Source organism: Micromonospora sp. C31 (assembly GCF_018070575.1).
Taxonomy (GTDB): Bacteria; Actinomycetota; Actinomycetes; order Mycobacteriales; family Micromonosporaceae; genus Micromonospora.
In genome coordinates, this window is the sequence record NZ_JAGPXN010000002.1 from 191251 (window position 1) to 217106 (window position 25856).

At 73.2% G+C, this 25856-nt stretch carries 25 protein-coding genes and 1 pseudogene; 12 read left to right on the forward strand and 14 right to left on the reverse strand.

Annotated features, from left to right (window positions below; translation table 11 throughout):
- Positions 1 to 162: 162 nt before the first annotated feature.
- The 8 genes and pseudogenes from KBX06_RS05700 to KBX06_RS05735 all read right to left on the reverse strand — a co-directional run bounded on the left by KBX06_RS05700 (position 163) and on the right by KBX06_RS05735 (position 6781).
- Complete coding sequence (locus tag KBX06_RS05700) at positions 163 to 1179, reverse strand: NADPH:quinone reductase (protein WP_210833119.1); 1017 nt, start codon at positions 1177 to 1179, stop codon at positions 163 to 165.
- A gap of 386 nt (positions 1180 to 1565) precedes the next feature.
- A complete protein-coding gene (locus tag KBX06_RS05705; RefSeq protein WP_210833120.1) occupies positions 1566 to 2219 on the reverse strand; it encodes an HAD family phosphatase in 654 nt (217 codons plus the stop codon).
- Positions 2220 to 2332: 113 nt separating this feature from the next.
- Positions 2333 to 3223, reverse strand: a complete 891-nt coding sequence (locus tag KBX06_RS05710; RefSeq protein WP_210833121.1) for a hypothetical protein — start codon at positions 3221 to 3223, stop codon at positions 2333 to 2335.
- A 158-nt stretch (positions 3224 to 3381) separates the two neighbouring features.
- Positions 3382 to 4069: pseudogene (locus KBX06_RS05715) on the reverse strand (FKBP-type peptidyl-prolyl cis-trans isomerase).
- An 87-nt stretch (positions 4070 to 4156) separates the two neighbouring features.
- Positions 4157 to 4801, reverse strand: a complete 645-nt coding sequence (locus tag KBX06_RS05720; RefSeq protein WP_210833123.1) for a DUF4241 domain-containing protein — start codon at positions 4799 to 4801, stop codon at positions 4157 to 4159.
- 73 nt (positions 4802 to 4874) lie between these two features.
- The gene (locus KBX06_RS05725; protein ID WP_210833124.1) at positions 4875 to 5222 is read right to left on the reverse strand and encodes a co-chaperone YbbN; all 348 of its coding nucleotides are present in this window, start codon (positions 5220 to 5222) and stop codon (positions 4875 to 4877) included.
- Positions 5192 to 5584, reverse strand: a complete 393-nt coding sequence (locus KBX06_RS05730; protein ID WP_210833125.1) for a MerR family transcriptional regulator — start codon at positions 5582 to 5584, stop codon at positions 5192 to 5194. Before KBX06_RS05730 ends, KBX06_RS05725 begins: the two co-directional genes overlap by 31 nt.
- Before the next feature lie 180 nt (positions 5585 to 5764).
- Entirely contained in the window at positions 5765 to 6781 is a 1017-nt protein-coding gene (locus tag KBX06_RS05735) for a Ku protein (protein WP_210833126.1), read from the reverse strand.
- An 85-nt stretch (positions 6782 to 6866) separates the two neighbouring features.
- Here KBX06_RS05735 and ligD (KBX06_RS05740) point away from each other — a divergent pair, with 85 nt between their 5' ends.
- The gene (gene ligD / locus KBX06_RS05740) at positions 6867 to 7808 is read left to right on the forward strand and encodes a non-homologous end-joining DNA ligase (RefSeq protein ID WP_210833317.1); all 942 of its coding nucleotides are present in this window, start codon (positions 6867 to 6869) and stop codon (positions 7806 to 7808) included.
- On the forward strand, positions 7798 to 8712 hold the full coding sequence (gene ligD / locus KBX06_RS05745) for a non-homologous end-joining DNA ligase (protein ID WP_210833127.1): 915 nt from the start codon (positions 7798 to 7800) through the stop codon (positions 8710 to 8712). The genes ligD (KBX06_RS05740) and ligD (KBX06_RS05745) overlap by 11 nt, the downstream gene beginning before the upstream one ends.
- 40 nt (positions 8713 to 8752) lie before the next feature.
- On the opposite strand, the gene KBX06_RS05750 is transcribed toward ligD (KBX06_RS05745), so the two are convergent.
- Positions 8753 to 9913, reverse strand: a complete 1161-nt coding sequence (locus KBX06_RS05750; protein WP_210833128.1) for a hypothetical protein — start codon at positions 9911 to 9913, stop codon at positions 8753 to 8755.
- Positions 9914 to 10060: 147 nt separating this feature from the next.
- On the opposite strand from KBX06_RS05750, the gene KBX06_RS05755 reads away from it, so the two are divergent.
- The 5 genes from KBX06_RS05755 (at position 10061) to KBX06_RS05775 (ending at position 16076) form a co-directional block, all read left to right on the forward strand.
- A complete protein-coding gene (locus KBX06_RS05755) occupies positions 10061 to 10819 on the forward strand; it encodes a TIGR03089 family protein (RefSeq protein ID WP_307854465.1) in 759 nt (252 codons plus the stop codon).
- A gap of 217 nt (positions 10820 to 11036) precedes the next feature.
- Positions 11037 to 11996 (forward strand): zinc metalloprotease, encoded by a 960-nt coding sequence (locus KBX06_RS05760; RefSeq protein WP_210833129.1) that lies wholly within the window; start codon positions 11037 to 11039, stop codon positions 11994 to 11996.
- 283 nt (positions 11997 to 12279) lie between these two features.
- Positions 12280 to 13296, forward strand: a complete 1017-nt coding sequence (locus tag KBX06_RS05765) for a potassium channel family protein (RefSeq protein WP_210833130.1) — start codon at positions 12280 to 12282, stop codon at positions 13294 to 13296.
- A gap of 353 nt (positions 13297 to 13649) precedes the next feature.
- Positions 13650 to 14870: a low temperature requirement protein A gene (locus tag KBX06_RS05770; RefSeq protein ID WP_210833131.1), complete on the forward strand. Its 1221-nt coding sequence runs from the start codon at positions 13650 to 13652 to the stop codon at positions 14868 to 14870.
- A 363-nt stretch (positions 14871 to 15233) separates the two neighbouring features.
- A complete protein-coding gene (locus KBX06_RS05775; RefSeq protein ID WP_210833132.1) occupies positions 15234 to 16076 on the forward strand; it encodes a formate/nitrite transporter family protein in 843 nt (280 codons plus the stop codon).
- 63 nt (positions 16077 to 16139) lie between these two features.
- On the opposite strand, the gene KBX06_RS05780 is transcribed toward KBX06_RS05775, so the two are convergent.
- On the reverse strand, positions 16140 to 16400 hold the full coding sequence (locus tag KBX06_RS05780; protein ID WP_210833133.1) for a hypothetical protein: 261 nt from the start codon (positions 16398 to 16400) through the stop codon (positions 16140 to 16142).
- Positions 16397 to 16663 (reverse strand): DivIVA domain-containing protein, encoded by a 267-nt coding sequence (locus KBX06_RS05785; RefSeq protein WP_307854467.1) that lies wholly within the window; start codon positions 16661 to 16663, stop codon positions 16397 to 16399. Before KBX06_RS05785 ends, KBX06_RS05780 begins: the two co-directional genes overlap by 4 nt.
- 425 nt (positions 16664 to 17088) lie before the next feature.
- Here KBX06_RS05785 and KBX06_RS05790 point away from each other — a divergent pair, with 425 nt between their 5' ends.
- Complete coding sequence (locus KBX06_RS05790) at positions 17089 to 17298, forward strand: winged helix-turn-helix domain-containing protein (RefSeq protein WP_210833319.1); 210 nt, start codon at positions 17089 to 17091, stop codon at positions 17296 to 17298.
- A gap of 369 nt (positions 17299 to 17667) precedes the next feature.
- Here KBX06_RS05790 and KBX06_RS05795 read toward each other — a convergent pair whose 3' ends face one another.
- On the reverse strand, positions 17668 to 19347 hold the full coding sequence (locus KBX06_RS05795; RefSeq protein WP_210833135.1) for a DNA repair helicase XPB: 1680 nt from the start codon (positions 19345 to 19347) through the stop codon (positions 17668 to 17670).
- A 175-nt stretch (positions 19348 to 19522) separates the two neighbouring features.
- Here KBX06_RS05795 and KBX06_RS05800 point away from each other — a divergent pair, with 175 nt between their 5' ends.
- Positions 19523 to 20437: a L,D-transpeptidase family protein gene (locus tag KBX06_RS05800; RefSeq protein ID WP_210833136.1), complete on the forward strand. Its 915-nt coding sequence runs from the start codon at positions 19523 to 19525 to the stop codon at positions 20435 to 20437.
- 125 nt (positions 20438 to 20562) lie between these two features.
- On the forward strand, positions 20563 to 20811 hold the full coding sequence (locus tag KBX06_RS05805) for a hypothetical protein (RefSeq protein WP_210833137.1): 249 nt from the start codon (positions 20563 to 20565) through the stop codon (positions 20809 to 20811).
- Positions 20812 to 20820: 9 nt separating this feature from the next.
- On the opposite strand, the gene KBX06_RS05810 is transcribed toward KBX06_RS05805, so the two are convergent.
- Positions 20821 to 23298, reverse strand: coding sequence for a helicase-associated domain-containing protein (locus tag KBX06_RS05810; RefSeq protein WP_210833138.1), 2478 nt, complete (start codon positions 23296 to 23298; stop codon positions 20821 to 20823).
- Between the two features lie 85 nt (positions 23299 to 23383).
- Between KBX06_RS05810 and KBX06_RS05815 the strand changes: the two genes are divergently transcribed.
- Together KBX06_RS05815 and KBX06_RS05820 are read left to right on the forward strand one after the other, a co-directional pair.
- A complete protein-coding gene (locus tag KBX06_RS05815; protein ID WP_210833139.1) occupies positions 23384 to 24007 on the forward strand; it encodes an HAD family hydrolase in 624 nt (207 codons plus the stop codon).
- 34 nt (positions 24008 to 24041) lie between these two features.
- Positions 24042 to 24428 carry a cold-shock protein gene (locus KBX06_RS05820; RefSeq protein ID WP_101413859.1) on the forward strand — a complete coding sequence of 129 codons (387 nt, stop codon included), beginning with the start codon at positions 24042 to 24044 and terminating at the stop codon, positions 24426 to 24428.
- Here the strand turns inward: KBX06_RS05820 and KBX06_RS05825 are convergent.
- Positions 24389 to 25282: a 1,4-dihydroxy-6-naphthoate synthase gene (locus KBX06_RS05825; RefSeq protein WP_210833140.1), complete on the reverse strand. Its 894-nt coding sequence runs from the start codon at positions 25280 to 25282 to the stop codon at positions 24389 to 24391. The two genes, KBX06_RS05820 and KBX06_RS05825, sit on opposite strands and share 40 nt — an antisense overlap.
- Positions 25283 to 25856: the final 574 nt, after the last annotated feature.

Below are 25856 nucleotides of genomic sequence, written 5' to 3' on the forward strand. Positions count from 1 at the left end.
GCGGGTGACCCGCACCGTCATTGTCGCGAAACTTGTTCGCCTCTGTCCCGATGACGGGGAAATCCGCTCGGCTCGGCCGGGTTCCGCCGCGTCCCGCTCCGGCGTTCTGCCGGTCCCCGCCCGCCGCCGGTCCCCGCCCCGACCCGCCGCCGGTAGCGGTCGTCACCCGCCCCCGCTGGTCGTGATCAGCACCTTGCCGACGACCGAGTTCTCCACCGCCTGGTGCGCCGCGCCGGCCGCCGAGAGTGGGTGGTGGTGCAGCGGTAGGCCCGCGTCCTCGCCCACCCGGATCCCGCCCTGCGCCGCCGCGGCGGCCACGTCCACCACCGCCTGAGCCTTGGCGGCCTTCGGCTCGGTGTAGACGAGCACGAACTGGAACCGCGCGTTCGGCACCATCAACGGCCGGATCGGCAGGGTCACCTCGTCCCCGCCGTCGTCGGCGTAGACGCAGACCACGCCGCCGCGCCGGAGCAACTGGACGTCGGCGGCGGCGTTGCGCGCCGCGGCGACCTCGACGATCGTGTGCACCCCGTCGGGCGCGATCTTGCGGACCTCCTCGACCACGTCCTGCTCCCGGTAGTCGACCACGAAGGACGCCCCGGCCGCCGCCGCCAGCTGCGCCTTCTCCGGGCTGCTGACCGTGGCCACCACGCAGGCGTCCGCCCACCGGGCGAGCTGGATGGCCGCGTTGCCCACCGCGCCCGCCCCGCCCTGCACGAGCACCGTGTGGTCGCTGAGCGCGCCCGCGTGCAGCCGGTCCGGCGTGTACTCGCCGGCGGTCAGGCAGCGGTGCGCGGTGAGGAAGGGGATGCCCAGGCAGGCACCAAGGTCGAAGGAAGCGTCGGCCAGGGGCACCGCCTGTCGGACCGGCACCACCGTGTACTCGGCGGCGGTGCCCCACGGCCGCATCCACGCGGCCTCCCACAGCCAGACCCGCTCGCCGATGAGGTCCCGGTCGACGCCCTCGCCGACCGCCTCGATCACTCCCGCGCCGTCCTGCCCGGGCGTCTGCCAGCCGTCGGGCATCGGCCCCTGCCGGCGTGCCTTCCAGTCCGTCGGGTTCACCCCCGACACGGCCACCCGCACCAGGACCTCGCCGGGGCCGGGCTCCGGCACCGGCCAGTCGACCAGTCGCAGCACCGAGGCGTCGCCGGTGCGCTCGTACACGATCGCCTTCATCCCCGCCTCCTCACCTGGCGGCCCCGGCCGGGCGCCGTCGGCTGCGGTACCCGGCGGATCCGCGCTCATGCCCGCGCCGACCACCGCGAACCGGACAATCCGTGCACCACGCCGAAGCCGGCCGCGCAGAGGGCACGGACGCTGCCCACCGACACTTCACGGCCCACGGCGGTGGCGCGCGAACGCTCCGCTCCACGGCGCTGGCGCGCGAACGCTCCGTTCCACGGCGGTGGCGCGCGGGTGCCGCCGTGATCAGGACGTCATGGGCGTTACCCGGCGGTTTCAGGGTCCATGGCGTCCTGATCACCGGAGGGCTGGGTCAGGGCGATGGGGCGGGGTGGTGCTGGCGGCTGCGCCGGGCGTGTCCGTGCGACCAGGTCGAGCTGCTAACCGAGCCGGTCGACGACCTGCGGGGTCAGCTCCCCGACCGCGCCGAGCACCAGCGCCGCGAGCCGCTCGGCGTCCGGGTCCAGCGGGTACGCCCCGTGCGGCACCGCCACCACCGTCATCCGGGCGGCGGCGGCCGACCGGACGCCGTTGGACGAGTCCTCCACGGCGACGCAGCGGGCCGGGTCGACGCCCAGCCGCTCGGCGACCGCCAGGTAGACGTCCGGCGCCGGCTTGCCCCGCTCGGTCTCCTCGGTCGACAGCGTGGCGCCGAACGCCCCGGTCAGGCCCGTCGCGGCCAGCGCCGCCGCGATCAGCCGGGTCGGCGACGAGCTGGCCAGTCCCAGCGGCCACCGTTCGGCCAGCCGGCGCACGACCTCGTCAGCCCCGTCGATCAGCGGTACGCGGGCCGCGTACCGCCGGGTCATCTCCTCGACGACCTCGGCGGCGACCTGCTCGGCGCTGCGGTCGACGCCCAGTTCCCCGCTGAGGTAGCGGGCCCACTCGCCGGTGCTCATGCCCATCAGCCGGCGCTGCGTGTCGGGCTGCCAGGTCCCGCCGTGTGCCGCGACGTACGCCCGCCGGACCTCCTCCCACACCGGCTCGGAGTCCACGATCACGCCGTCCAGGTCGAAGATCACCGCATCAGCCACGAACCCATCCTGCCCCATCGGCGGGCACCGGGCCGGCGGCTGGCGGCTCCGCGGGTTGGCGACCGGCGGCACGGGGTTGGCGGCCGGCGGCATCGCGGGTTGGCGGACGGCGGTCAGCTCCGCAGCGCGGGCAGGCCGATCGGGTTGCCCTCGGGGATGACGGTGTGGGCGGCGCGGGCGATCGGTTCGAGCAGCTCCCGGAGCCGGTTCGTGCGCTCCGGACCCAGCGTCCGCCACGGGCGCGCGGCGGCGGCGTCGGTGGCGTCCTCGATCGCCTGGAATCGGGCCCGGCCCTGCCCGGTCGGCTCCCCGTCCGGCGTCAGCCAGCCCCGCTCGGCCAGCCGGGCGCGGGCGGCGGCCCACTGTTCCTCCGACCAGCCCCGCCCGAGCAGGTTCAGCGGGGAGATGTCGACCGCGACCCGCCAGGCCAGCGTCTCGACCGGGTCGAGGTCGGCCGCGACCAGCGCCGCCACGTGCCCGTCGCCACGTTGCTCACGCAGCGTGGTGGCGGCCTGCCAGAGCCGGGCCAGCGGGTACTCGCCGCGCGGCAGGGCGGCGTTGGCGGCGCCCAGCACCCGGCCGGCCGGTTCCGCCTCGGCGGCGGCGGCCTCCAGCAGGTCGGCCGCCTCGACCAGGTGCGACTCCGGCAGCTCGTAGGTCAGCTCGGCCAGCGCCTGCACCGCGCCCGTGAGTCGCGCGCGCAGCGCCTCCTCGGGGGTGGCCAGCCGCCAGACGGCCGGCAGCGCCCGCGCCACCGTGTGCGGGGCGAAGTTGAAGAACGCCGCGGTCACCGGCGCGGCCTCGGCAGGCCCCAGCGGCGCGGCCCGGCCGGCGAAGTAGCCGCGCCAGAAGCCCCGCAGCCCGACCGCCTCGAAGGCGGCCCGGGCGCGGGGATGGAAGTAGGTGATCGCGTGGACGGGTTCGTAGTGCGTCCACAACACCCGGGCGGTCCGCCCCGCGTCGTCCAGCGCCGTCACGTGCACCTCCGCGTCCGGTCCGGTCATCACCCCGGGCGGCCGACCGCCCGGGGTGACGCTGAACCTACTGCGGGTGGGTGAGGGGCCGGAAGCCCCATGTGGGCTACGACATCAACGACGGGCGACATCCCGGGCGAACCGGGCCCGCTGCCGGGCGGGGCTGGGGCCTCGACCGGCCCCGCGGGTCACTGGGCCGCGAGCACGTCCACCACGAAGCGCAGCGGGCCGGCCGGGCGGCCGCCCGGGGGGTTCGTGCCGTACGCCAGCTCGGCCGGGAGGTCGAGCTGCACGCGGCTGCCGACGGTCACCCCGACGAGGCCCTGGTCCCAGCCCGGGATGACCTGACCGACGCCGATCGCGAACGAGGCCGGCTCGTTGCGGCTCCACGACGAGTCGAACTCCTTACCGTCCTTGTAGAAGACGCCGACGTAGTTCGTGGTGATCGTCTGGCCCTTCTGCACCGCCGGGCCGGTGCCCTTGATCAGCGGGGTGACGATGAGCTTCTTCAGCTCGCCCTTGCCGGCGGCGACCGTCGGCTTGCTGCCCAGGGCCGGGTCCGCCCCCTGCGGGAGCTGCGGGAGACGCGGGGCGTCGGTTGCCGGGGCACTGGCGGACGGGCCCGTCGACGGCGTGGTGGCCGTCTGGTCCTTGTCGCCGTCGGTGTTGCGTCCGATCGTCACGAAGACGGTGATCAGCACCGCGACCACGGCGACCCCGGCGAGCCCGCCGGCCCAGGCCTGCCGGCGGCGCTTGGCCTCGGCTGCCTTCTGGGCGGCCAACTGGGCGGCCAGCCGCCGCTCCGACTTCTGGGACCGGTTCTGCGTACGCTCGCTCACGGCGTCGACTCCCTGCTGCGAAGGTGGTGGCCGGCATCGGAGTGCCGGGGGGAAAGCCGACGCACACGGTACCCGCCCGGCAGCCCGCCGCGCCGCCTCGACGGCGTCGCTGACACCGCACGGGTCACGCCGGCCCCGGCACCACCATGAAGTCGGTCACGAACGAGGTGATCCGGCCGTCGGCGGTCCACCCGATCCAGGTGCCGTAGCAGCCGTCGCCCCAGCCCGAGGCGACCGTCACCACGTTGGCCCCGGTCGCCTCGTCGAGCACCGCGACGACGTGCCCCGGGACGGGCCCGTGCCCGGGGCCGTCCGCGGCGAAGACGGCCGTCACCGCGGCGGTGTCCCAGGCCTCCAGGGCCGCCAGCGCCGTCGGGTCGGCCAGGGTGCCCGTGCCGGTGTCCACCCCGTAGCCGAACCACTCGTGGGGCTTGAGCGTCGAGACGTCCTGGTCGCCGACCAGCGCCATCTCCCAGCGGACGGCGGGCTCGTCGTGGACCACCAGTTCGAGGGCGGCGACCCGCCGGTCCGCCTCGGTGCCGTCGCCGCGTACCACCGCGACCCAGGCCCGCGCCGGGTAGTGCCCGGCAGCCACCCCGACCGTGAACGGTTCGTCGTCGGGGCAGACCACCGGGTCGCAGCCCACCACCTGGCCTGTCGGCAGCACGACGTCGCCAACCGGGTGCACCTCCATGACGTACGTGGCGTGCTCGTCGGCGAAGCGGGCGCCGGGCGTCAGCAGCCGGTCCAGGTCGGGGGTGTACGGCATGGGGTTCCTCTCGCGGCGGGGGCCGGCGGAGCGTACCCGCGGTGCACGTCGCCGGGCGAGACCGCCCGCAGGCTCAGCCGTCGAGATGCCGGGCCAGGGCCTGGCGCAGGTGGTGCTTCGGGCGGGAGCCGACGATCGAGCCGACCACCTCGCCGTGGCGGAAGACCAGGAGGGTGGGCAGGGACATCACCTGGTAGGTGCGGGTGGCCGTCGGGTTGGCGTCGGTGTCGATCGTGGCGACGACCATCCGCCCGGCGAACTCCCCGGCCAGCTCGGCGAGGCTGCGGGAGATGGCCCGGCACGGCGGGCACCAGTCCGCCCAGAAGTCGACCACCACCGGCCCGTCGGCGGCGAGCACCACGGTGGCGAAGGTGTCGTCGGTGACGACGGTCAGCGAGCCGTCCTGCGCAGTCTCGAGCATGTTTCCTCCCGGTTGGTGATGGCATGGGCGAGCTGGTCGCGCAGCTCCCGGCGGACCGCGTGCAGCCGGTCGATGCCGGCGTCGACCTCGGCCAGCTTGCGCCGCAGCACGGCCACCGAGTCGGGGCAGACGTGACCGGAGGCGTTGCCGGCCCGCAGGCAGGCGACGAACGGGCGGATGTCGTCCAGGCCGAAGCCCACCGCCAGCAGCGCCCGGATCTCGCGTACGACGGGCAGCTCCGCCTCGTCGTAGACCCGGTATCCGTTGGCCGAGCGGGCCGCCCGGATGAGGCCGTGCGTCTCGTAGTAGCGCAGGGCCCGGGTGCTCGTACCGGCGCGTTGCGCCAGCTCACCGATCAGCATCCGACCTCCCTCGTCCGACCCGGTCGACGCTAGACCTTGCCACCGGCGTCAAGGCAACCTCGGCTGTAAGGAAGGGCACCCTATTAACGTTTCCGGTAGAGGAAGGGACCCCTGCCAACGAACTGGCGAAGGGGCGAGATCAGCCCGCGCGGGGGAGGCGGTACGCGTACGAGCAGGGGGTCAGGCGGTCTTGCGGGCAGCCTTCTTCGGCGCGGCCTTCTTCGCCGCCGGCTTCTTCTCGCCCTCGGCGGCCTTCTTCGGGGCGGCCTTCTTGGCGGCGGCCTTCTTCGGCGCCGCCTTCTTCTCGGCGGTCTTCCTGGCCGGGGCCTTCGCGGCCTTCTTCTCGGCGGCCTTCTTCTGCGCCGAGCGGGCGGCCGAGATCGGGGTCGGCTCCCCCGCGCCGCCGGCCGGCGCCTCACCCCGGGCGGAACGGGCGCGCTCGACGGACGCCTTGAGTGCCGCCATCAGGTCCACCGCCGCGGCCGGGGCCTCCTCGGCCTCCTCCGGCTGGACCACCTCGCGGCCCTCCACCTTGGCGTCGATGACCTCCTGCAACGCGGCGCGGTAGTCGTCGGTGAAGGCGTCCGCCTCGAAGTCCCCGGCCATCGAGTCGATCAGCGAGCTGGCCATCGCCAGCTCCGGCGGGCGGACCTTCAGGTCCTCGTCGAGGAAGCCGAAGTCGGGTTTACGGATCTCGTCCGGCCAGAGCATGGTGTTGAGCAGCAGCACTCCCTCGCGGACCCGCAGTGTCGCGAGCTGTTCCCGCTGGCGCAGCGCCACCTTGACGATCGCCACCCGCTCCGAGTCGGTGAGGGCGTCGCGCAGCAGCAGGTACGGCTTGGTGGCGGTGCCCTCCGGCTCCAGGAAGTACGCCTTGTTGTAGAGGATCGGGTCGACCTGCTCGGCCGGCACGAACTCCAGCACGTCGATGGCGCGCGAGCTGGTCAGCGGCAGCTCGGCGAAGTCCTCGTCGGTGAGGATCACCATCTCGCCGCCGCCGATGTCGTAGCCCTTGGCGATGTCGTCGTAGGTCACTTCCTCGCCGCAGACCTGGCAGGTGCGCTTGTAGCGGATGCGCCCGCCGTCCTCCCGGTGCACCTGGTGGAAGCGGATGTCCTTCTCCTCGGTGGCCGAGTAGAGCTTGACCCCGATCGAGACGAGCCCGAACGAGACGGCTCCCTTCCAGATGGCCCGCATCCCCGTGCTCCTCTCGCCGGTACAGCCAGGATCGCAAATGATCGAAGGCCACGCGAGCGCTTCGCTGCGCAAGTACAGTCGGGAGGTGCCCGGCGCGCCGCTCAAGCCGATGCTCGCGATGACCGGGCAGCTCCCGGCGGGTGCCGGCTGGGCCTACGAGTTCAAGTGGGACGGCGTGCGGGCGCTGGCCGACGTCTCCGGCGGCCGGCAGCACCTGTACGCCCGCAGCGGCGTGGAGATCACCGCCGCGTACCCCGAGCTGGCCACCCTGCACGAGCAGGTGGGCGACGCGCTGCTCGACGGCGAGGTGGTGCTGCTCGGCGAGACGGGCCAACCCTCGTTCACGGCCCTGGCGGAGCGGATGCACGTGCGCGACCGGAACAAGGCCGCCCGGCTGGCGGCGGTCGCCCCGGTGACGTACATGATCTTCGACCTGCTCCGGCTCGACGGCGAGGACCTGACCGGCTGGTCGTACGCCCGCCGACGGGAGGCCCTGGACGGCCTGGCGCTCGGCGGCGCCCGGTGGGTGGTGTCGCCGCTCTTCGGCGACGGCCCGGCCACCTACGAGGCGGCCGGCGAGCACGGCCTGGAGGGGGTGATGGCCAAGCGGGTCGACTCGGTCTACCGGCCGGGCGTGCGCTCCCCGGACTGGATGAAGGTCAAGCTGGAGGTCACCGGCGACTTCGTGGTCGGCGGTTGGCGGCCCGGGGCGCGCAGGATCGGCGGCCTGCTGGTCGGGGTGCCGCGCCCGGACGGCCGGCTCACCTACCGGGGGCGCGTGGGTGGCGGCATCGGCGCGGCCATCGAGCGGGAGCTGCTGCGCGAGCTGGAGCCACTGCGCGGCGGCGCGTCGCCGTTCGCCGGGGACGTGCCGCGCGAGGATGCCCGGGGCGCCATCTGGGTGACACCACGGGTCGTGGTGGAGGTGAAGTACGGCCAGCGCACCCCGGACGGGCGGCTGCGGTTCCCCCGGGTGCTGCGGCTTCGGCCGGACAAACCCGCGGAGGAGGTCGACGATGCCGGCTGAGCGGTTCCGGGTGGACGTGGAGGGACGGGCGCTGGAGCTGTCCAACCTGGACAAGGTGCTCTACCCCGACGCCGGGTTCACCAAGGGCGAGGTGATCGACTACTACACCCGCATCGCCCCCGTGCTCCTGCCGCACCTGGCCGACCGGGCGCTGACCCGGATCCGCTTCCCCAACGGGGTCACGGGCGGCTCGTTCTTCGAGAAGAACGCCCCGGCCGCCACCCCCGGCTGGGTACGCACCGAGACGCTGCCCGCACCCGGGTCCAGCAAGGGGCGCGAGACCATCGACTACGTGGTCGCCGACGACCTGCCCACCCTGGTCTGGCTGGCCAACCTCGCCGCGCTGGAGCTGCACACGCCACAGTGGAAGATCGGCGAGCAGCCCGACACGATGGTCGTCGACCTCGATCCCGGGCCGCCGGCGGCGCTGCGCCAGTGCAGCCAGGTGGCGCTGCTGATGCGCGACCGGCTCGCCGACGACGGCATCTCCTCGTTTCCCAAGACGTCGGGGAAGAAGGGCATGCAGCTCTGCTGCCCGATCGCCGGCACCCAGGACGCCGAGGACGTGTCGGCCTACGCCAAGCGGATCGCGCAGGAGCTCGAGCGGGCGCACCCGAAGCTGGTCGTGTCGAAGATGGCGAAGAACCTGCGGCCGGGCAAGGTCTTCATCGACTGGAGCCAGAACAACGCGGCCAAGACGACCGTGTCGCCGTACTCGCTGCGGGCGCAGTCCGTGCCGTCCGTCTCCACTCCGCTGACCTGGGACGAGGTCGAGGCGGGTGCGGCGGGGAAACGGCCGGCGACCAGGCCGTACACGGCGGGGGAGGTGCTCAGGCGGGTGGCGGAGCAGGGTGACCTGCTGGCCCCGCTGCTCGACGGCGGCCCCGAACTGCCCGCCCAGTGACGGGGCCCGGCCGGCGGGAACGGCCGGCCGGGCAGCCGGGTCAGGCGGCCGGCCAGGTGGTGTACGAGATCCGCGCGTTCAGGTTGGCCGGCACGCCCAGCCAGGTGTAGCAGTTGACCGAGACCACGGTGTCGGCCCCGGACGGAGACCAGCCGGCCAGTACGCAGTAGCCGCGCGGCGGACGCCCCAGACTGGTCACGAAGGAGTTCACGAAGGCGGTGCCGTAGCTGGTCCCGGTGCCGGCGAAGCGCGCCTGGTAGCGGCCGGTGCCGAGCACGGTGCCCGTCGCGCCGCCGAAGCCGGGGATCGTCGAGTTGTAGCTCTCGCCGCCGATCCAGCTGCCGCTGACGTTCTCGCCGTAGTACACGCCGCTGGCGAAGCGCGGCCCGAACGCCCGGCCCAGCAGGTCCACCCGGGAGCCGTAGGTGACCACGAAGCGGGCGTCGACCGGGTAGCCGGCGGCGTTCGCGCAGTGCACCACCCACCCGTCCGGCGGATCGAGCTGGCAGTGCACGGCAGCGCTGCCCAGCGCGGTCACGTGCGCCATCGGGAAGGTCGCCCCGCCCTCGCTGGGCGGGTTCGGGCCCATCAGGAAGCGGTACCGGCCCTTGGCGAGGCGCTCGTAGGAGACCGTCCCGCCGGTCGAGTCGTAGCGGTAGGCGGCGGGCAGGGTGCGTACGCCGGTCGGCTGCGCCTGATCGGTGACGAACCATGCCAGCCGGCCCTGGCCGACCTGCCGGACGTTGGTGAAGGTCGCCACGAAACGGCTGTCCACGGGGGTGCCGGTCGCGGCGAAGCAGCGAACCTGGATGAGCAGGTCGGGGGCGCCGATCGGGCTGCGGTACCAGCTCGCCACCGTGCAGAGGACCGGCCCGCCCCCGTACGCCACCGCGTGCGCCACCCCGCCGCTGGTCGCCGCCCCCTCCAGCACCACCGTGTACGCCCCGGCGCCGGTCCGTCGCACGACGACGTCGCCGTCGCCGGAGTGGGCGCTGTAGCCGCCGGTGATGCGGTATTCGGTCGTGGTCGGGGAGTGCGCCCACACCGTGGCGGTCACCGTGGGGTTGGGGTCCGGCAGCGGGTCAGCCGAGGCGGGCGCCGGCCGGGCCAGCGTCGCCCCGGCGAGCAGCACGGCCAGCGCCACGGCGCTTCGCAGCGTCCCGCCTCGCCGGGCCCGGGACATACGTTCGTCTGTCTGCATGTCGCAGCCTTCCTGAGCCTCGGCGGACCGTCCGCGCCACGAGTGTGGCAACGCCGGTCAATGTCCGGGACCGGCGCGTCGATGCCGTTCCGGCCCGTCGCCCGTTGAGTAGGGTGGCGGCAGCCTGCCGAGGAGTGCGACTTGAACGTGACCGATGCCCTCGTCCGGGAACCGCTGGCCGGTGGCCGGGCGGCGGAGGTGGACCGACCGCTGCTCACCTACCTCGACGACGCGACCGGTGAGCGGGTCGACCTGACCGCGACGCAGTTGGGCGGCTGGGCGGCGCGGGCCGCCGGGCTGCTGCGCGAGGGCTGCGGGCTGGGCGTCGGCGACCGGGCGGCGGTGCTGCTGCCGGCGCACTGGCAGAGCGCCGCCGTGCTGCTGGGCGCCTGGTCGGCCGGGGTGGCGGTGTCGTTCCGGCCCCGGGCGACCGCCGGCCTGCCGCCGGTCGAGCCGGGCTCCGACGAGCCGTACGACGCCGTCTTCGTCAGCGCCGAGCGGCTCGACGACTGGCTGGAGGACGTGCCCGAGGCGCGGCACCGCTTCGTCCTCTCCCTCGGCGTCACCCCGCGCGCCCCGGCCCCCGAGGGATACCGGGACTGGTTGGCCGAGGTGGGCCGGCACACTGACGCGCTGCCCGCGTCCGCCCCGTTGACCAGCGCCCACGCGGCCAGCCCCGACGGCACCAGCTACCGACAGTGGGGCAGCGTGGCGCTGGCCGTGGCGGAGCGGCTCGACCTGCGGGCCGGTGACCGGCTGCTGGTCGACGTGGCCGAGCACGAGCAGCCGGTGTACTGGCTGCTGGCGCCGCTGGCCGTCGGCGCGTCGGTGGTGCTCTGCGCCAACGCCGACCCGGCCCGGCTCGACGCCCGGCTCGCCGCCGAGCAGATCACCCGGGTGCTGTAGCTGGGCGGGACGAGGCCCGCACGGCCCGCGGAACGCCTCGGGTGCCTCTAGGTAGCGCTCCCCGGGCCCCTGCCGTTACAGGGAAGATCGGCCCTTTTCGCAGGTCTGTTGCCGGTGCCAACGACGTGGTCTCATACCGGAAGACGACGTCATCGACCAGGTCATGACAACCCCGCGTCCCCTCGGCACCGCCTCCATCCTTCCGAAAGGTGCACCGATGCACAGGAGACCCATCTTCCGACTCGCGGTCCTCACCGCCACCGCCGCGACGTTCCTGGCGTCCGGTGGCGCCTACGGCGCGGTGGCGGCGGCCCCCCTGCCCGTCTCACCGGGTGTCGCCGAGTGCGAGCCGGACGCCCACGGGCACGGCGCGGGCCGGCTCGCCGAGGGCGCCACCGCCCAGGAGCCGGAGCTGTACGACAAGAACGAGGCGAACGCCTACGGCGTCATCAAGGACGCCCCGCGCCTGGCCAACGGCAGCGTCACCGTGCCGACGGTCTTCCACATGATCTCCGACCACCCGCTCACCGCGGCGGAGACGACCAGGTGGAACACTCTGATCGCGGCGCAGATGAAGGTGCTCAACGACGCGTACGCGGGCCGCACCGCCGCGAACGCCTCCGACACGCCGTTCCGGTTCGACCTGGTCGACACGACGTGGACGGTGAACAGCGCCTGGTACACGGTCGTGCCGGGCAAGAACGAGCGCGACATGAAGAAGGCGCTGTACACCGGCAACTCCGAAACCCTCAACGTGTACGCGGCCAACATCGGCGGCGGCCTGCTCGGCTGGGCGTACTTCCCGAAGGGCTACAACAACGGCCGCGACTACATCGACGGCGTGGTGCTGCTCGACGAGTCGATGCCGGGCGGGACGGCGGGCAAGTACGCGCTCGGTGACACGCTGACGCACGAGGTCGGGCACTGGCTGATGCTGGAGCACACCTTCGCGCACGGCTGCTCCGCCGCCGGCGACTTCGTCGCGGACACCCCGCGCGAGGCGGTGCCGCAGTTCGACTGCCCGGTGGGCGCGGACACCTGCACCGCCCCCGGGCTCGACCCGATCCACAACTTCATGGACTACACGCAGGACTCCTGCATGAACATGTTCACGCCCGGACAGGCGGACCGGATGAGCGACGCCTGGGTCGCGTTCCGGGCCGGCGGCACCGGCTGACGCAGTACGGCAGGTGGCGGCCGGTCGCGGACCGGCCGCCACCGTCGGCCCCGGACCGGCCGGTCCCGGCCGGGCGGATCTCGACCCGGCCGAACGCGGCGGCGAACATGCCCGGCTGGTAGGAACCGCCCCGCTGGCCGGGCGGTCCCACGGCCTGCCGGCCCGGCCTCGGCCCCGGGCCGAGTTGCGCAGGCACGTGGAAGGCCTGAGGTTGGAGCGGTTGGCCTGAGCGAGTGCGGCGACCTGGGGTCGGGCGGGCGCGAGTTGTGGTGGGGGTGGAGCGGTGAGTGTGTTGTCGGTGCTGGTCGGCGTCCTGGTGGTGGGAATCGTCCTCGTGGACGCGGCGCTGACGACCCTGTCGCTGGCGGGTGGGGCGGGACCGGTCACCCGGCGCGTGTCGCAGGGGGTGTGGTGGCTGACCCGCCGGCTTGCCGGTCGTGGCCCTCAACGGCACCGACTGCTGCGCTGGGCCGGCACGAGCGTGCTGGTGGGCACCTTCGCGGCCTGGGTGACCGGGCTGTGGCTCGGCTGGTTCCTGGTCTTCAGTGCCACCCCCGACGGGGTGCTCGACCAGTTCGGCCGTCCCGCCGACGGCTGGTCCAGGTTCTACTTCACCGGGTTCTCGATCTTCACTCTCGGTGTCGGTGACTACACGCCGGGGACCACGGGCGCCCAACTCGCGACGACCGGCGCCGTGCTGACCGGTCTGTTCCTCATCACTCTGGGCATCACGTACCTCATGCAGGTGGTGTCCGCCGTGGTCGACAAGCGCACGATCGCCGGTCACATCGCCGCCCTGGGCGCCGACCCGGTCGACATCGTGCGTCGTGGCTGGGCCGACGGGGAGTTCTCCCCCATGTTCACCCAACACCTCACCAGCCTGACCCCGGAACTCGTCCGGCTGGGTGAACGGCATCTGGCGTTCCCCGTACTGCACTTCTTCCATGCCGACAGCTGCGGGAAGTCCGCTTCGGCGGCGGTGACCGTGCTCGACGGGGCGCTGCTGCTGTTGCGCGGCGGTGTCGATCCCCGCCACCGGCCGGACGTCGGCGCGGTGGAGCCGCTGAACCGGGCACTGCACCAACTCGTACGCACGCTCGACGGCCCCTTCATCATGGCTGCCGACGACCCGGTGGCGGCGCCAGGGCTGAAGGAGTTGACCCGGGCCGGCATCCCGGTCACCGACGAGCAGGCGTACGCGCAGGCGGTCGAGGGTTGCCGGACGCACCGCTGCCGGTTGCAGGGCTGGTGCGTGTCGGACGGCTGGGACGAGGCCGACCTGCGGCTCACGCTCGACTGACGGCACCGGGCGCCGGGTGGCCAGCGGTGCCCTGGTGCCATCCGGTGCGGCAGGTGTGGGAGAGGGCTCGGCGGGTATGCCGCACGGCCGGCAGGGGGAGCGTGCCCACCGGAGCCCTCGGGTCGCCCGAGACGTCACGACGGGCGAGCGCCCCCGGTGGCCGACTCGTCGTTGTCGACCTTGACCTGAGGGGGCGTCGTGGGCCAGCGGCTCCCTGCCGACCCGGTCCGGGACGTCGGCCCGGTCCCGAGCCCGCCAGGTCAGCCGCCCGGCTCGACGGTGCGGTGCAGGATCGATTCGGCGTGGTGGACGACGACCAGACCGCGGGCAGATCGCCGGGCACGATGAGGAGCGTGCAACGCGGGAACGGCGGCCCGGAGACCGGCGGCCTGCTGCGTGGTCCGGAGCAGTCCCGGCAGGCCAACTTCCTGGAGTTGTTCTTCGACCTGGTGCTGGTCTTCGCCCTGAAAGGTGTCGTCGACCGGGTGACACCCGACCTGCTCAGCGACGACCTCGTGATCCGCTGGGCGTCGCTGCTCTACGCCCTCGTGCTGGCGTTGCCACTGCTGTGGCTGTGGACCACGACCGCGCACATCACCAGCCGCTTCGATCCGCGCCACCAGGGGATCCAGGTGATGGTGCTGGTCAGCGCCTTCGGTCTGCTGCTCATGACGACGTCGCTGCAGGACGCGTTCATCGGCCGAGGTCTGGTCTTCGCCGTGCCCTACGTCCTCCTCCAGGTCGGTCGACCGCTGATCCTGGCGGCGCTGGTGCGCGGACGCGTCCCGCTCCAGGTTCTCTACCTTCGGATGGCGGCGTGGTCCGGCGTCTCGGGCGTGCTGTGGGTGGGCGGGGGAATCGCGCAGGACGAGGGCCGGGTCCTGCTGTGGTCGTTGGCCATCACCCTCGACTTCCTCGGCGCCCGGGTCGGATGGCTCGTTCCCCGCATCAGACACCGGTCGATCAGTGCCTGGGCCATGCACGGCGGCCACCACCTGGCCGAGCGCTACCAGCAGCTTCTGTTGATCGCGCTGGGGGAGAGCGTGCTGTCGGTGGGAAGCACCTACACGGTTCGGCCCGCGGGCGCCGCCAACACGTTGGGACTCGTGGTGGCCTTCATCACCACCATCCTGCTCTGGCGCATCTACTTCTACCGCTCCGGGCAGGTCCTCGCCGAGGCGGTCACCATGGCGAGGAACCGGGAGGGCCTCGGCCGGCGGACCGGTGCCGCCCACATGGTCATGGTGATCGGGATCCTCACGGTCGCCATCGGCCACGAGGTCGTACAGGAACGGGCCGGTTCCACCCAGCTCCCTGTCTGGCTGATGACGATCCTCGGCGGGCCGGCGCTCTTCCTCCTGGGTCGGATCCGACTGGAACGTATCGTGTTCGATCGCGTCTCCACCCCCAGGATCGTCGGCGTGGTGCTGCTGCTGGCGCTCTCGCCGCCACTGGTGTTCACCACACCGCTGGCCGCCGCGGCCACCGCCTCCCTCGTCCTGCTGGGCATCGCGATCGCCGACGCGCGCCGGGCGGCCAAGGCCCCTGAGGAGGCGCCGACCCCGCCGGGATGAGCCGCTCGTCGCGTGCAGGGGACTCCGCCGAACCGGGCGTGAGGGCGACCTCCTGCGACCCGATGTCCTTCCACGGACCTGCGTGACCTCCTCGGCCATGGTCGATTCCCTGCCCGTCGGGTGACTCACGAAGCCGTCGAGCCGGTCCGGAGATCGACGCTGGCGGTGGGGCGCGGAGAGTTCCGGTGAACCAGCGGTAGGTATTGCGGACCCTGGGGCCGATCGAGGATCATGCACACTCCGACCGGCGGGTGCCGACGTGTGGGTCGTCCGTTGCCTGCGAAGCCCTGGGGGAGGGTGGATGCGGGTGCGTGCCGGCGCGGTGCCGAATCGGCTCGCCCACATCTGACGGGAGCGACATCCATGTCCTACCTGGCCCCGGCAGAGTTCGTCGCGAAGATGATCGACGCGGGCGAGTCGAAGGTTTTCATGTCGACCAGGGACACGGTGATCCGCGCGTACATGGCCGGTGCCATCCTCGCGCTCGCCGCGGCGTTCGCGGTCACCGTCACCGTGGAGACGGGTCAACCCCTCGTGGGGGCACTTCTCTTCCCCGTCGGATTCTGCCTGCTCTACCTGCTCGGGTTCGACCTCCTGACCGGTGTGTTCACCCTCGTCCCGCTCGCGCTGATCGACCGGCGGCCGGGCGTCAGGGTGCGTTCGGTCCTGCGTAACTGGGGCCTGGTCTTCGTCGGTAACTTCGCCGGCGCGCTCACCGTCGCGCTCATGATGGCCGTGGTCCTGACCTTCGCCTTCAGCGTCGAACCGAACGAGGTCGGCCAGCGGCTCGGGACGATCGGCGAGTCACGGACGGTCGGGTACGCCGACCACGGGGCCGCCGGGATGCTGACCCTCTTCATCCGTGGTGTCCTGTGCAACTGGATGGTCTCCACCGGCGTCGTCGCCGCGATGATCTCGACGTCCGTACCGGGGAAGGTGATCGGCATGTGGATGCCGATCCTGGTCTTCTTCTACATGGGATTCGAGCACTCCGTGGTGAACATGTTCCTGTTCCCGGCCGGCCTGATGCTCGGCGGTGACTTCTCCATCGGCGACTACCTGTTGTGGAACGAGATTCCGACGGTGGTCGGCAACCTTGTCGGCGGTCTGGTCTTCGTGGGGCTCGCCCTCTACGCGACGCACGTCCGCACCGGTGCGACCCGCGACCGCCCGCGCATCGAGGAGCCGGCATCCGGGCGACGGTGAGCACGGCGGTCCTCGCGCGTGCATCTGGGGCGAGAGCTTCCGATCTGGTGCACGAACTACGGATCAGATGCCCGGCCGCACCCGCCTCACGCAGGGCGACAGGTGGTCGGTGGGCAACGCACACCGCCCGCCGCCGGGCAGTGGCCGGTCGCAGAAGACCCAATGGCGTACGCCCTGCTGGTCCTCGGCCGAGACGGTGACCCCGCCGGGCTCGACGCGGGCGGTGAGCCGGGCCAGCACCCGGGCGGCGGCCCGGGCGAGGATCCGGGCCCGGAGCAGGTCGGGCGCGGTGACCGGCAGGTGGATCACCCAACGCTCGGTCACCGGTAGCGGTGCTTCGCCGACTGGGCGCTCTGCCACGCGCGCAGGGTGTTCTTGATCCGTACGTTCTCCTCCTGCACCGCGACCAGGGCGGTCTGCGCGACGGTGAGTTCGTCGGCCACCTGGTGCAGGAAGGCGCGGATCTCGGCGGGGTCGAGCCCGCGCCGGCGGACGTTGAAGCACCGGTCGCGGATCTGCCACGGCCGGAGCCCACGTGGCGGACGGACGACGTCAGCCGGACGTGGTTGCTCGCGTCGGCCCGTCAGCCGACGGATCAGGTAGCGCACGGATGACCGCCCTTCGTCGGTTCGTGCCTTCGGTGGTTCGTGTCTCCGCTGGGACGTGTCGGAGTGGAAGGGGCGGTCTCCGCCGGTTGCGGGCGACGGAGACCGCCCCGCCCTGCCACCGCAGCCTCGATCGGCGGTACGGCAGCAGGGCCGCGCCGGGGGAGCGCGGGAGTTGGGTCTCGGCGGCGATGCGAGACCGGTACGAGAGGCGCCAACCGACCGCAGCAGCACCGCATCACCGAGAGCGACGCTATTGCTACCAAGTCACCTATGTCAAGCATGTCTGCGAGTCATCTACCCACCTATGTCATCGGTGCTACGTGCGTTGCCTATGCCGCCAAGGTTGATCGATACTGGGCGAGCCAACCGACTGCAAGGGGCCTGACGTGCCTATCCCGCCCACGATGGACGAACTGCTCGCCGACCTGGTGAAGAAGATCAAGGACGGGGCGTATCCGCCCGGTTCCCAGCTGCCCTCCGGTCGGGCCTTGGCCGACGAGTACGACGTCTCGCAGTCCACGATCAGCCGTGCGGTGGCGAGGTTGCGGGAGCAGGGTGTGCTGGTCGGCCGCCCGGGGCGGGGCGTCTTCGTCGCGGAGCCCGCCCGGCGCTGACCGGTGGCCCGGGAAGCGGCACCGTAGGCGGAGCCGCCCTCGTGGCCGCCGTTGACGTGGATGCAGCGCGTCCCTTGTGTCCCGACGGGCTGCCGAAGTCGCGGACATCGCGCCTACCCGCCCCGTGGCAATCATGGACTCCGGCCGACACCGTGACCGGAGGCCCCGCGCGCTGATACCTGTGCGGCATAAGAATACCTGTGTGGTATCGAGGCGAGGGGACTACATTGCCGGCAGTCGAGGTCCGGCACAGCCAGTCACGGCCTGACCGTCGAGGGCGGCTGCATCGTTCACGACCTCAGCTCCATGGCGAACGCGGGGTGTGTCAGGAGCCCGCCGAAGCGCACTGAGCCGACTAGGTTGCGCAGGTCAGTCGACCGTGGGCAGCTTCGGGCCGAGGACGTCGTCGGCGTCGACGATCGTGTACGCGTAGCCCTGCTCGGCGAGGAAGCGCTGCCGGTGGGCCGCATACTCCGTGTCGATGGTGTCGCGGGAGACGACCGTGTAGAAGTGCGCCTGGCGGCCGTCGGCCTTGGGCCGCAGCACCCGCCCCAGCCGCTGCGCCTCCTCCTGGCGGGAGCCGAACGTGCCCGACACCTGGATCGCCACCGCCGCCTCGGGCAGGTCGATGGAGAAGTTGCCGACCTTCGAGATGACCAGGGTGCGCACCTCGCCGGAGCGGAACGCGTCGAAGAGCCGCTCGCGTTCCTTGTTGGTGGTGGAGCCCTGCACGATCGGGGCGTCGAGGTATTCGCCGAGCTGGTGGAGCTGGTCGATGTAGCCGCCGATGACGAGCACCTGCTCGTCCGGGTGCCGGTTGACCAGCGCCTTCACCACGGGCAGCTTGGTGCGGGCGGTGGCCGCCATCCGGTAGCGCTCCTCGGCCTCCGCCGTCGCGTACGACATGCGCTCGGCGTCGGTCAGCGTCACGCGTACCTCGGTGCACTGGGCCGGGGCGATCCAGCCCTGCGACTCGATGTCCTTCCACGGCGCGTCGTACCGCTTCGGGCCGATCAGGCTGAACACGTCGCCCTCGCGGCCGTCCTCGCGTACCAGAGTCGCCGTCAGGCCCAGCCGGCGGCGGGCCTGGAGGTCCGCGGTGAAGCGGAAGATCGGCGCGGGCAGCAGGTGCACCTCGTCGTAGACGACCAGGCCCCAGTCGCGGGCCCCGAACAGGTCCAGGTGGGTGAAGGCGCCCTTCTTGCGCGAGGTGAGGACCTGGTACGTGGCGATGGTGACCGGGCGGATCTCCTTGCGCTCGCCCGAGTACTCGCCGATCTCCTCCTCCGTCAGCGACGTGCGGGCGATCAGCTCCCGCTTCCACTGCCGGCCGGCGACCGTGTTGGTGACGAGGATCAGCGTGGTCGCCTTCGCCTCGGCCATCGCCGCCGCCCCGACCAGCGTCTTGCCGGCGCCGCACGGCAGCACCACGACGCCCGACCCGCCGGCCCAGAACGCCTCCACGGCCTCCCGCTGGTACGACCGCAGCGTCCACGGCTTTCCGCCGTCCTTGCCGTCCTCGGCCAGCTCGATCGAGTGCGCCTCGCCGTCGACGTAGCCGGCCAGGTCCTCCGCCGGCCAGCCGAGCTTGAGCAACGCCTGCTTGAGCCGGCCCCGCTCGGACGGATGCACCGCGATCGTGTCGTCGTCGAGCTTCGCGCCGAGCATCCCGGCGAGCTTCTTGCTCTTGGCGACCTCGATCAGCACCAGCCGGTCCAACGCCCGCAGCACCAGGCCGTGCGCCGGGTCGTTGGCGAGCTGGAGCCGGCCGTACCGGTCCATCGTCTCGGCCACGTCGACCAGCAGCCCGTGTGGCACCGGATAGCGCGAGTACTTGATCAGGGAGTCCACCACGCCCTCGGCGTCGTGGCCGGCGGCCCGCGCGTTCCACAGCCCGAGCGGCGTCAGCCGGTACGTGTGCACGTGCTCGGGGGAGCGCTCCAGCTCGGCGAAGGGCGCGATGGCCATCCGGCACGCCTGCGCGTCGGGGTGGTCGATCTCCAGCAGCAGGGTCTTGTCCGACTGCACGATCAGGGGTCCACCGCTCACGCCAGTGCCTCTCCTCCACCTCGGGTCGCCGGCTGTCCGGGAGGCGACTGACCTGCCCAGGCCGACCTACCAGTGTTGCACGCACCCGGGTGACGGCAGAAAAATCTGGTCACCTGGAGCAACCGGAACGGGACTCGCAACGTCTAGCAAGAGGAACACCTGTCAGGGAGGCAGCATGAAACACGTCCGGATCAGCAGCCGGCTCGTCGCCCTGGCGGTGGTCACGCTGGTCGGTGCCGGTGCGTGCACGTTCGATCCGCGGGCCGACGGCGGCGGGGGCGGGGGACCCGTCGCGGCCGGGGCTGCGGAGCGGGTAACGGGGGCGAGCGGTACGCCCGGGCCGGACCAGCGGGCGCAACCCGGCACGGCGCCGCCGAAGCGCAAGGTCAAGCCGACGCGGGGCACGTCCGAACCGACGCGTCCCGCGGTGCGGCCGACCCGGCCGGCGGTGCGGCCGACGCGTCCCGCGACGAAGCCCACCACGTCGCCGTCCGCCGCCGGCTGCCCGCAGGGCGAGCACCAGCGTGAGGTGGAGGCCCACCTCGCCCGGCTGGGCGGGTTCGGGCGGGTGACCGTCGACGGCCGGCAGTCCGCCGCCGACTGCGCCGCCATCAGGAAGTTCCAGAGGCGGTACGACATCCGCCCCGCCCACGGCCGCGCCGGGCCCATCACCCACGACGTGGCCAAGCGGCTCGCCACCACCGACACGGCGCGCTGCCGGGCCGGCTCGGGCACCACCTTCTGCATCGACCTGACCCGGCAGACCACCTGGGTCATGCGCAACGGCAAGGTGCTCCTGAAGCCGACCGTGACCCGCACCGGCATGCCCGGCTACCGCACCCCCGCCGGCACGTTCACGATCAACTACCGCAACGTGAAGGAGTGGTCCGACCCGTACGAGGTGTGGCTGCCGTACTGGCAGCACTTCACCCGGGGCATGGGCTTCCACCAGACCACCACCTACCTGCACGAGAAGTCGATCGGCTCGCACGGCTGCGTCAACCTGCTGCGGGACGACGCCGTCCGCTACTGGGAGCTGGGCAAGGTCGGCAGCAAGGTCGTGCTGGTCGGGCGGCGTCCCGGCACCTGAGCCGCCCCGACAGCACCACGAGTCGTCGCACAACTCGTCCGCTCCGGGTGTTATCCCCTGTCACTCCCGCCCTGGCGGTGTCACGCTGGATGCCAGGCGTCGAACCGGACGGGGGAGGGCTGGAGATGACGGTCGACCGTGAAGTGGTCCCGGAGCACAGATTCGAGCACGACCGGTCGCCCGCCGAGGAGGTCTCCACCGCCACCGTGGTCGCGTACGGGGTGGCGGCGGTGGTGCTCCTCGGCTGGTTCCTCTTCGGCTGGCTGGTCCTCGAACAGGGCTTCATCGACTCGGTCGGCGAGTCGGCCGGCGCCGGGTTCACGCTGCTGCTGATCGTCTCCGTCGTCGGGACGGTACGCCGCAGCCGGCGCTGACCGGCCCGCTCAGTCCTCCAGCACCGCCGCCGTGATCCGGTGCAGGGCGAAGGTGTGCAGCATCTCCGTCCGGTCGTCCTCGGCGCGCAGGTAGCCCGCGCCGATCGAGACCGGCCGGACGAGCCGGGACGCCGTCGCCCCGTGTGCGTCGACGTACCCCACCCAGACCAGCGCCCGGTCCCGGACCGCCTGCTGCAGCACGGCGAGAGCGTCGCTGTGCGAGGGCACCGGCGCGGGACCGGTGCGCCCGACCCCGCCCCGGACCACGGCCGGCGCCCGCCGGGCCGCCCGCGCCGCCGCGTCGCCGCGTCGGATCTGCTCCACCACACCCAGCAGTCGGGGCATGGCCAGCTTCGGCGTGGTCAGCGGGTCGAGCGTCCTGGTCGTCACCGGTACCCGGGCCGGGGCCCGCCGGGTCTTCGGGCGGGCCAGCACGGCCGCCCCGCTCGCGTCCTCCGGCACCGGGGCGTACCCGGCGTCACGCAGCGCCAACAGCATCCGGCCCACCTGGTACGGCGTCGACAGCACCGTCGGCGCCAGCCGGCGCAGCGCCAGCGGCTCCAACCGCCGGTCGGCGAGCACCTCGGTCAGCAGCGCCTCGTCGTCGCTGCGCACGTACCCCCCGGCGGAGCCGACCCGCAGCCCGCCGTGCTTGCGGGCCACGTCGTCCACCAGGTACGTCAGCCCCTGCGGGACGGGGGTGCGGGACCGTCGCCGGAACAGGGCGTGCAGGTCGTCGGCCGAGTAGCCGGCGTCCAGGCCCCGGCGCACGCTGGCCGGGGTGACCCGGTGCACGCTCGCCCCACCGGCCGACTCGTGCTCCGCCACCACCTCCAGCTCGGCGGCGAGCGCCGGATCGGGCGGACCGGGCACCACGACCGTCAGGTCCGCCTGCACGAGGAAGTGGTCGACCGGGGCGGGCAGCAGGGCGTCCAGCGCGCGTACGGCGGTGGAGGCTTCGCCGCTCTCGGCATCCGAGCGCAACCCGAGCGGGTCGTCGCCGTGCTCGTCGGCCGCCGTCACGTCGGCGAGCAGCAGCCGCCCGTACGAGGTGAGCGCCCCCAGCCCCGTCACGCCCAGCGTGGCCGCCTCGGCCAGCACCTCCCGGTGCGCGGTCTCCCGCCCCCGGCTGCGCCGTGGCGCCCGCCAGTCGAGCAGGGCCAGCACCTCCTCGGGGGTGGGCCCGGTGGCCGGCTCCAGGTCGGCGAGCACCTCCAGCACGGCCCGCCGGGCGGCCGGCCCGCCGGCCCGTTCCGCCTCGGCGGAGAGCACCGTGATCGGCCGGTCCCGGTCGTCGCGCTGACCGACCAGTCCGGCCTGCCGGGTCATGGTCAGCCAGGCCCGGGCGAGCTGCTCCCAGCGTTGCGCGAGCGTCCCGGCCCGCCACACCTCGTACCCGGCGGTGGGCAGCACCTGCTGGTCCGCGCCGTGCCGGGTGGTGGTGGCCCCGGACAGGTCGACCTCGCCGATCAGCCCGCCCGCGTACGCCACCTCCAACAGCAGGGCCGCCGCCGGCTCGTCCACCCCGACGGCCCGGGCGAGCCGGCGCAGGTCCCGGACGCCCAGGCCGCCCGAGCGCAGTACCGGAGCCGGTTCGGCGGCGAGCTGCTCCAGCAGCGCCTCGGTGTGGCGTACCACCTCCATCGTCTGCCCGGCCCCGGCGGAGTCGGCGGCCTTCGGCTCGCGCGGCGCGGTGGCCACCGGCGGCGGGCTGCTGCGCAGCGGGCCGAGCGGGCCGCTGTCGCGGCGCAGCAGCAGGCCCACCTCCCGGGGCAGCTCGACGGTGCCCGTGACGCCGGCCCTGCCGCCGGAGACGGGCACCAGCAGGTGGTGGTCGACGAGCCAGCGCACCGGCGAACCGGTCGGCACGCCGCCGTTGGTCGGGTCCGGAGGCAGGTCGTCCTCGGCGCCGAGCGCGGGCGCCTGCAACGCGCCCGCCGGCACGCTGCCGACCGGTGGCCCGGCGGCCAACCGGTCCAGGATCGCCCGGGCCGAGGGCGGCGCCGCCAGCAGTGTCCGCCGCAGCTTGGCCGGGTCCGCGCAGAGCGCCGCCGCCCGTGCGTCCAGCTCCGCCGCCGGTCGACCCAGCCCCGCCGGGTACGGGGAGACCTCGTCGACGCCGGCCACCACGCGCAGGGCACTCTCGGGGCCGTACAGCACGAAGAGCGCGCGCAGCCGGTTCACGGCGGCGCGGACGGTGGTGGGGGCGGGCGGGTGCGGGCCGGCGGTCGCCATGGCCAGCACCGCGTCGGTGGAGGTGGTCTGCTCGGCCGCGTCCCGGGTCAGCCGGGCGGCGTCCAGCATCAGCAGGGTGAACTGGTCCAGCGCGTCGAGGGCGCGGGCCACCGAGACCCGCGACTGGGCCCGGGTGGCGAGCGCGGAGACGTCGGCCGGCACGGGTACGACGAGGTCCGGCCGCAGCTGGAGGAGGGCGGCGAGCGACTCGTCGGGCAGCGACCGCAGGTGGTCGGCGAGTGAGGTGGTCATCGTCGTTCCACGCTAGCCCGGCAGGTGGTCCCTGCGCCCCTCGGACGTCCGGCTGGCCCGGGGTTGGGCGGGTACGTTCTCCCGCATGGCAGCGCTCACGGTCGGCTTCGACCTCGACATGACCCTCGTCGACTCGCGTCCCGGCATCGCCGACACCTTCCGGGCGTTGACCGCCCGCACGGGGGTGCACGTGGACGCCGAGGCCGCCGTGGCGCGGCTCGGCCCGCCGCTGCGTACCGAGATCGCCTACTGGTTCCCGCCGGAGCAGGTCGACGAGGCCGTCCGGACGTACCGCGAGCTGTACCCGGCGTACGCGATCACGCCCACGGTCCCGCTCCCCGGCGCCGCCGCCGCGCTCGACGCGGTACGCGGACGCGGCGGTCGCGTGCTGGTGGTGACCGCCAAGCTGGGCCGCCTGGCCCGGCTGCACCTCGACCACCTCGGGTTGACCGTGGACGAGGTGGCCGGCGACCTGTTCGCGGCGGAGAAGGCGGTTGCGCTACGGCGGCACGGCGCGACCCACTACGTCGGCGACCACGTGGCCGACATGGTGGCCGCGGCAGCGGCGGGCGTACCCGGCATCGCGGTCGCCACCGGCCCGTGCGCCGCCGACGAGCTGCGCGCGGCCGGGGCCGAGGTGGTGCTGGACGATCTCACCGGATTCCCGGCGGCGCTGGACGGCATGATCCGGCTAGCCTTGGAGCGGTAGACGTCTCAAGCTCAAGCGAAGCAGGGGTTCTCAGGTGCCGACGGGTCGAGTGAAGTGGTTTGACGCGGCCAAGGGATACGGGTTCGTCACCAGCGACGAAGGTGGCGACGTGTTCCTGCCCAAGGGCGCGCTACCGACGGGTGTCACCGACCTCAAGGGCGGTCAGCGGGTCGACTTCAGCGTGGTGGACAGCCGCCGGGGCGCGCAGGCGATGGGGGTCAAGCTGCTCGACGCCCCGCCGTCGATGGCGGAGCTGCGTCGCCGGCCGGCCGAGGAGCTGCACGGCCTCGTCGAGGACATGATCAAGGTGCTGGAGGCGAAGGTCCAGCCGGACCTGCGCCGGGGCCGCTTCCCCGACCGCAAGACGGCGCAGAAGATCGCTCAGCTGGTCCACGCGGTCGCCAACGAGCTGGAGGTCTGAGGCACCAGCCCGGCGTCGGCGGCCCGGCCGAGCAGTGCCTTCACGGCGGCGAACCCCGCGTCCCCAAGGTCGGCGGTGAACTCGTTGACGTAGAGCCCGATGTGCCGGTCCACCACGTCGGGCTCCATCTCCTGCGCGTGCGCCAGCACGTACTCCCGGCTGGCCACCGGATCGGCCCAGGCCTGGCGCACGGACTCGCGGATCCACCCGGCTGCGGCGGCCGGGTCGACCGCGCCGCGCCGGGCCAGGATGGCCCCGAGGGGGATGGGGAGGCCGGTCTCGGCCTCCCACCACTCGCCGAGGTCGACCAGGGCGGTCAGGCCGTGCCGTGGGTAGGTGAACCGGGCCTCGTGGATGACCAGCCCGGCGTCGTAGCGGCCGGCGGCGACGCCCGGCATGATCTCGTGGAACGGCACGACCTCGATCCGCGCCGGGGGCCGCTCGGCCGCCCAGAGCCGGAAGAGCAGGTACGCCGTGGTCCGGTCGCCCGGCACCGCCACCGTGGCGCCGCTCAGGTCGGCGTGGCCGGAGCCGCCGGGCCGCTCGGGCTGGCCGGAGTTGTCGGGCTGGCCGGGGCTGTCGGGGCGGTCGCCGCGGGTCAGCACCAGCGGGCCGCAGCCACGGCCCAGCGCACCTCCGCAGGGCAGCAGGTGATAGTCGTCCAGCAGCCACGGCAGCGCCGCGTAGCTCACCTTGACCAGGTCGAACGCCCCCCGCTCGGCGGCCGTGTTGGTCACGTCCACATCGGCGTACGTGACGTCGACCGGCGGAGCGCCCGGCACGAGACCGTGCACCAGGGCGTGGAAGACGAACGTGTCGTTGGGGCAGGGCGAGACAGCCAGCGAGAGCGCCACGCTCTCACCGTATCCCCGCCGCTGGCGGCCCGGCTTCGCCCGGTCCCCACGACTGTGACCTGGCCCGCGAGGCGGTGCCCCCCACAGGGTGAGGACGCGGAGGCGGGAACGCGGCGGTGAGGACCGCCGAGCCCGCTCCCGCGCTCCCGCCGGCCACGGGCTACGCGCCGCGGGCTACAGACCATGGGCCGCGGGCCTTGGGCTACGCGCCGCGGGCCTTGGGCTACGCGCCGCGGGCCTTGGGCTACGCGCCGCGGGCCACGGGCCGCGGGCCTCGGGCTACGCGCCGCGGGCCACGGGCCTCGGGCCACGCGCCGTGGCGGATCTCGACGGCGACGACACGGGGCGGCAGCGATGTTCCCGTTCGGCCCTGTCGAGCTGCCCGCACAGATGGGGCAGGCCGCGACGCGGCAAGTGGGCGAGTCGCGATCCGGCGAGCAGTGGTCTCATGAACGGGGCAGCTCGACAGCGCGCCGAAGAACATCTGGCCGCACAGCACCCAGCCGGTTGTCCACAGGGTTGTCCACAGGTGTGTCGCGCTTGTTGAACTTCGCTCGTGGCATCGCAACGATCG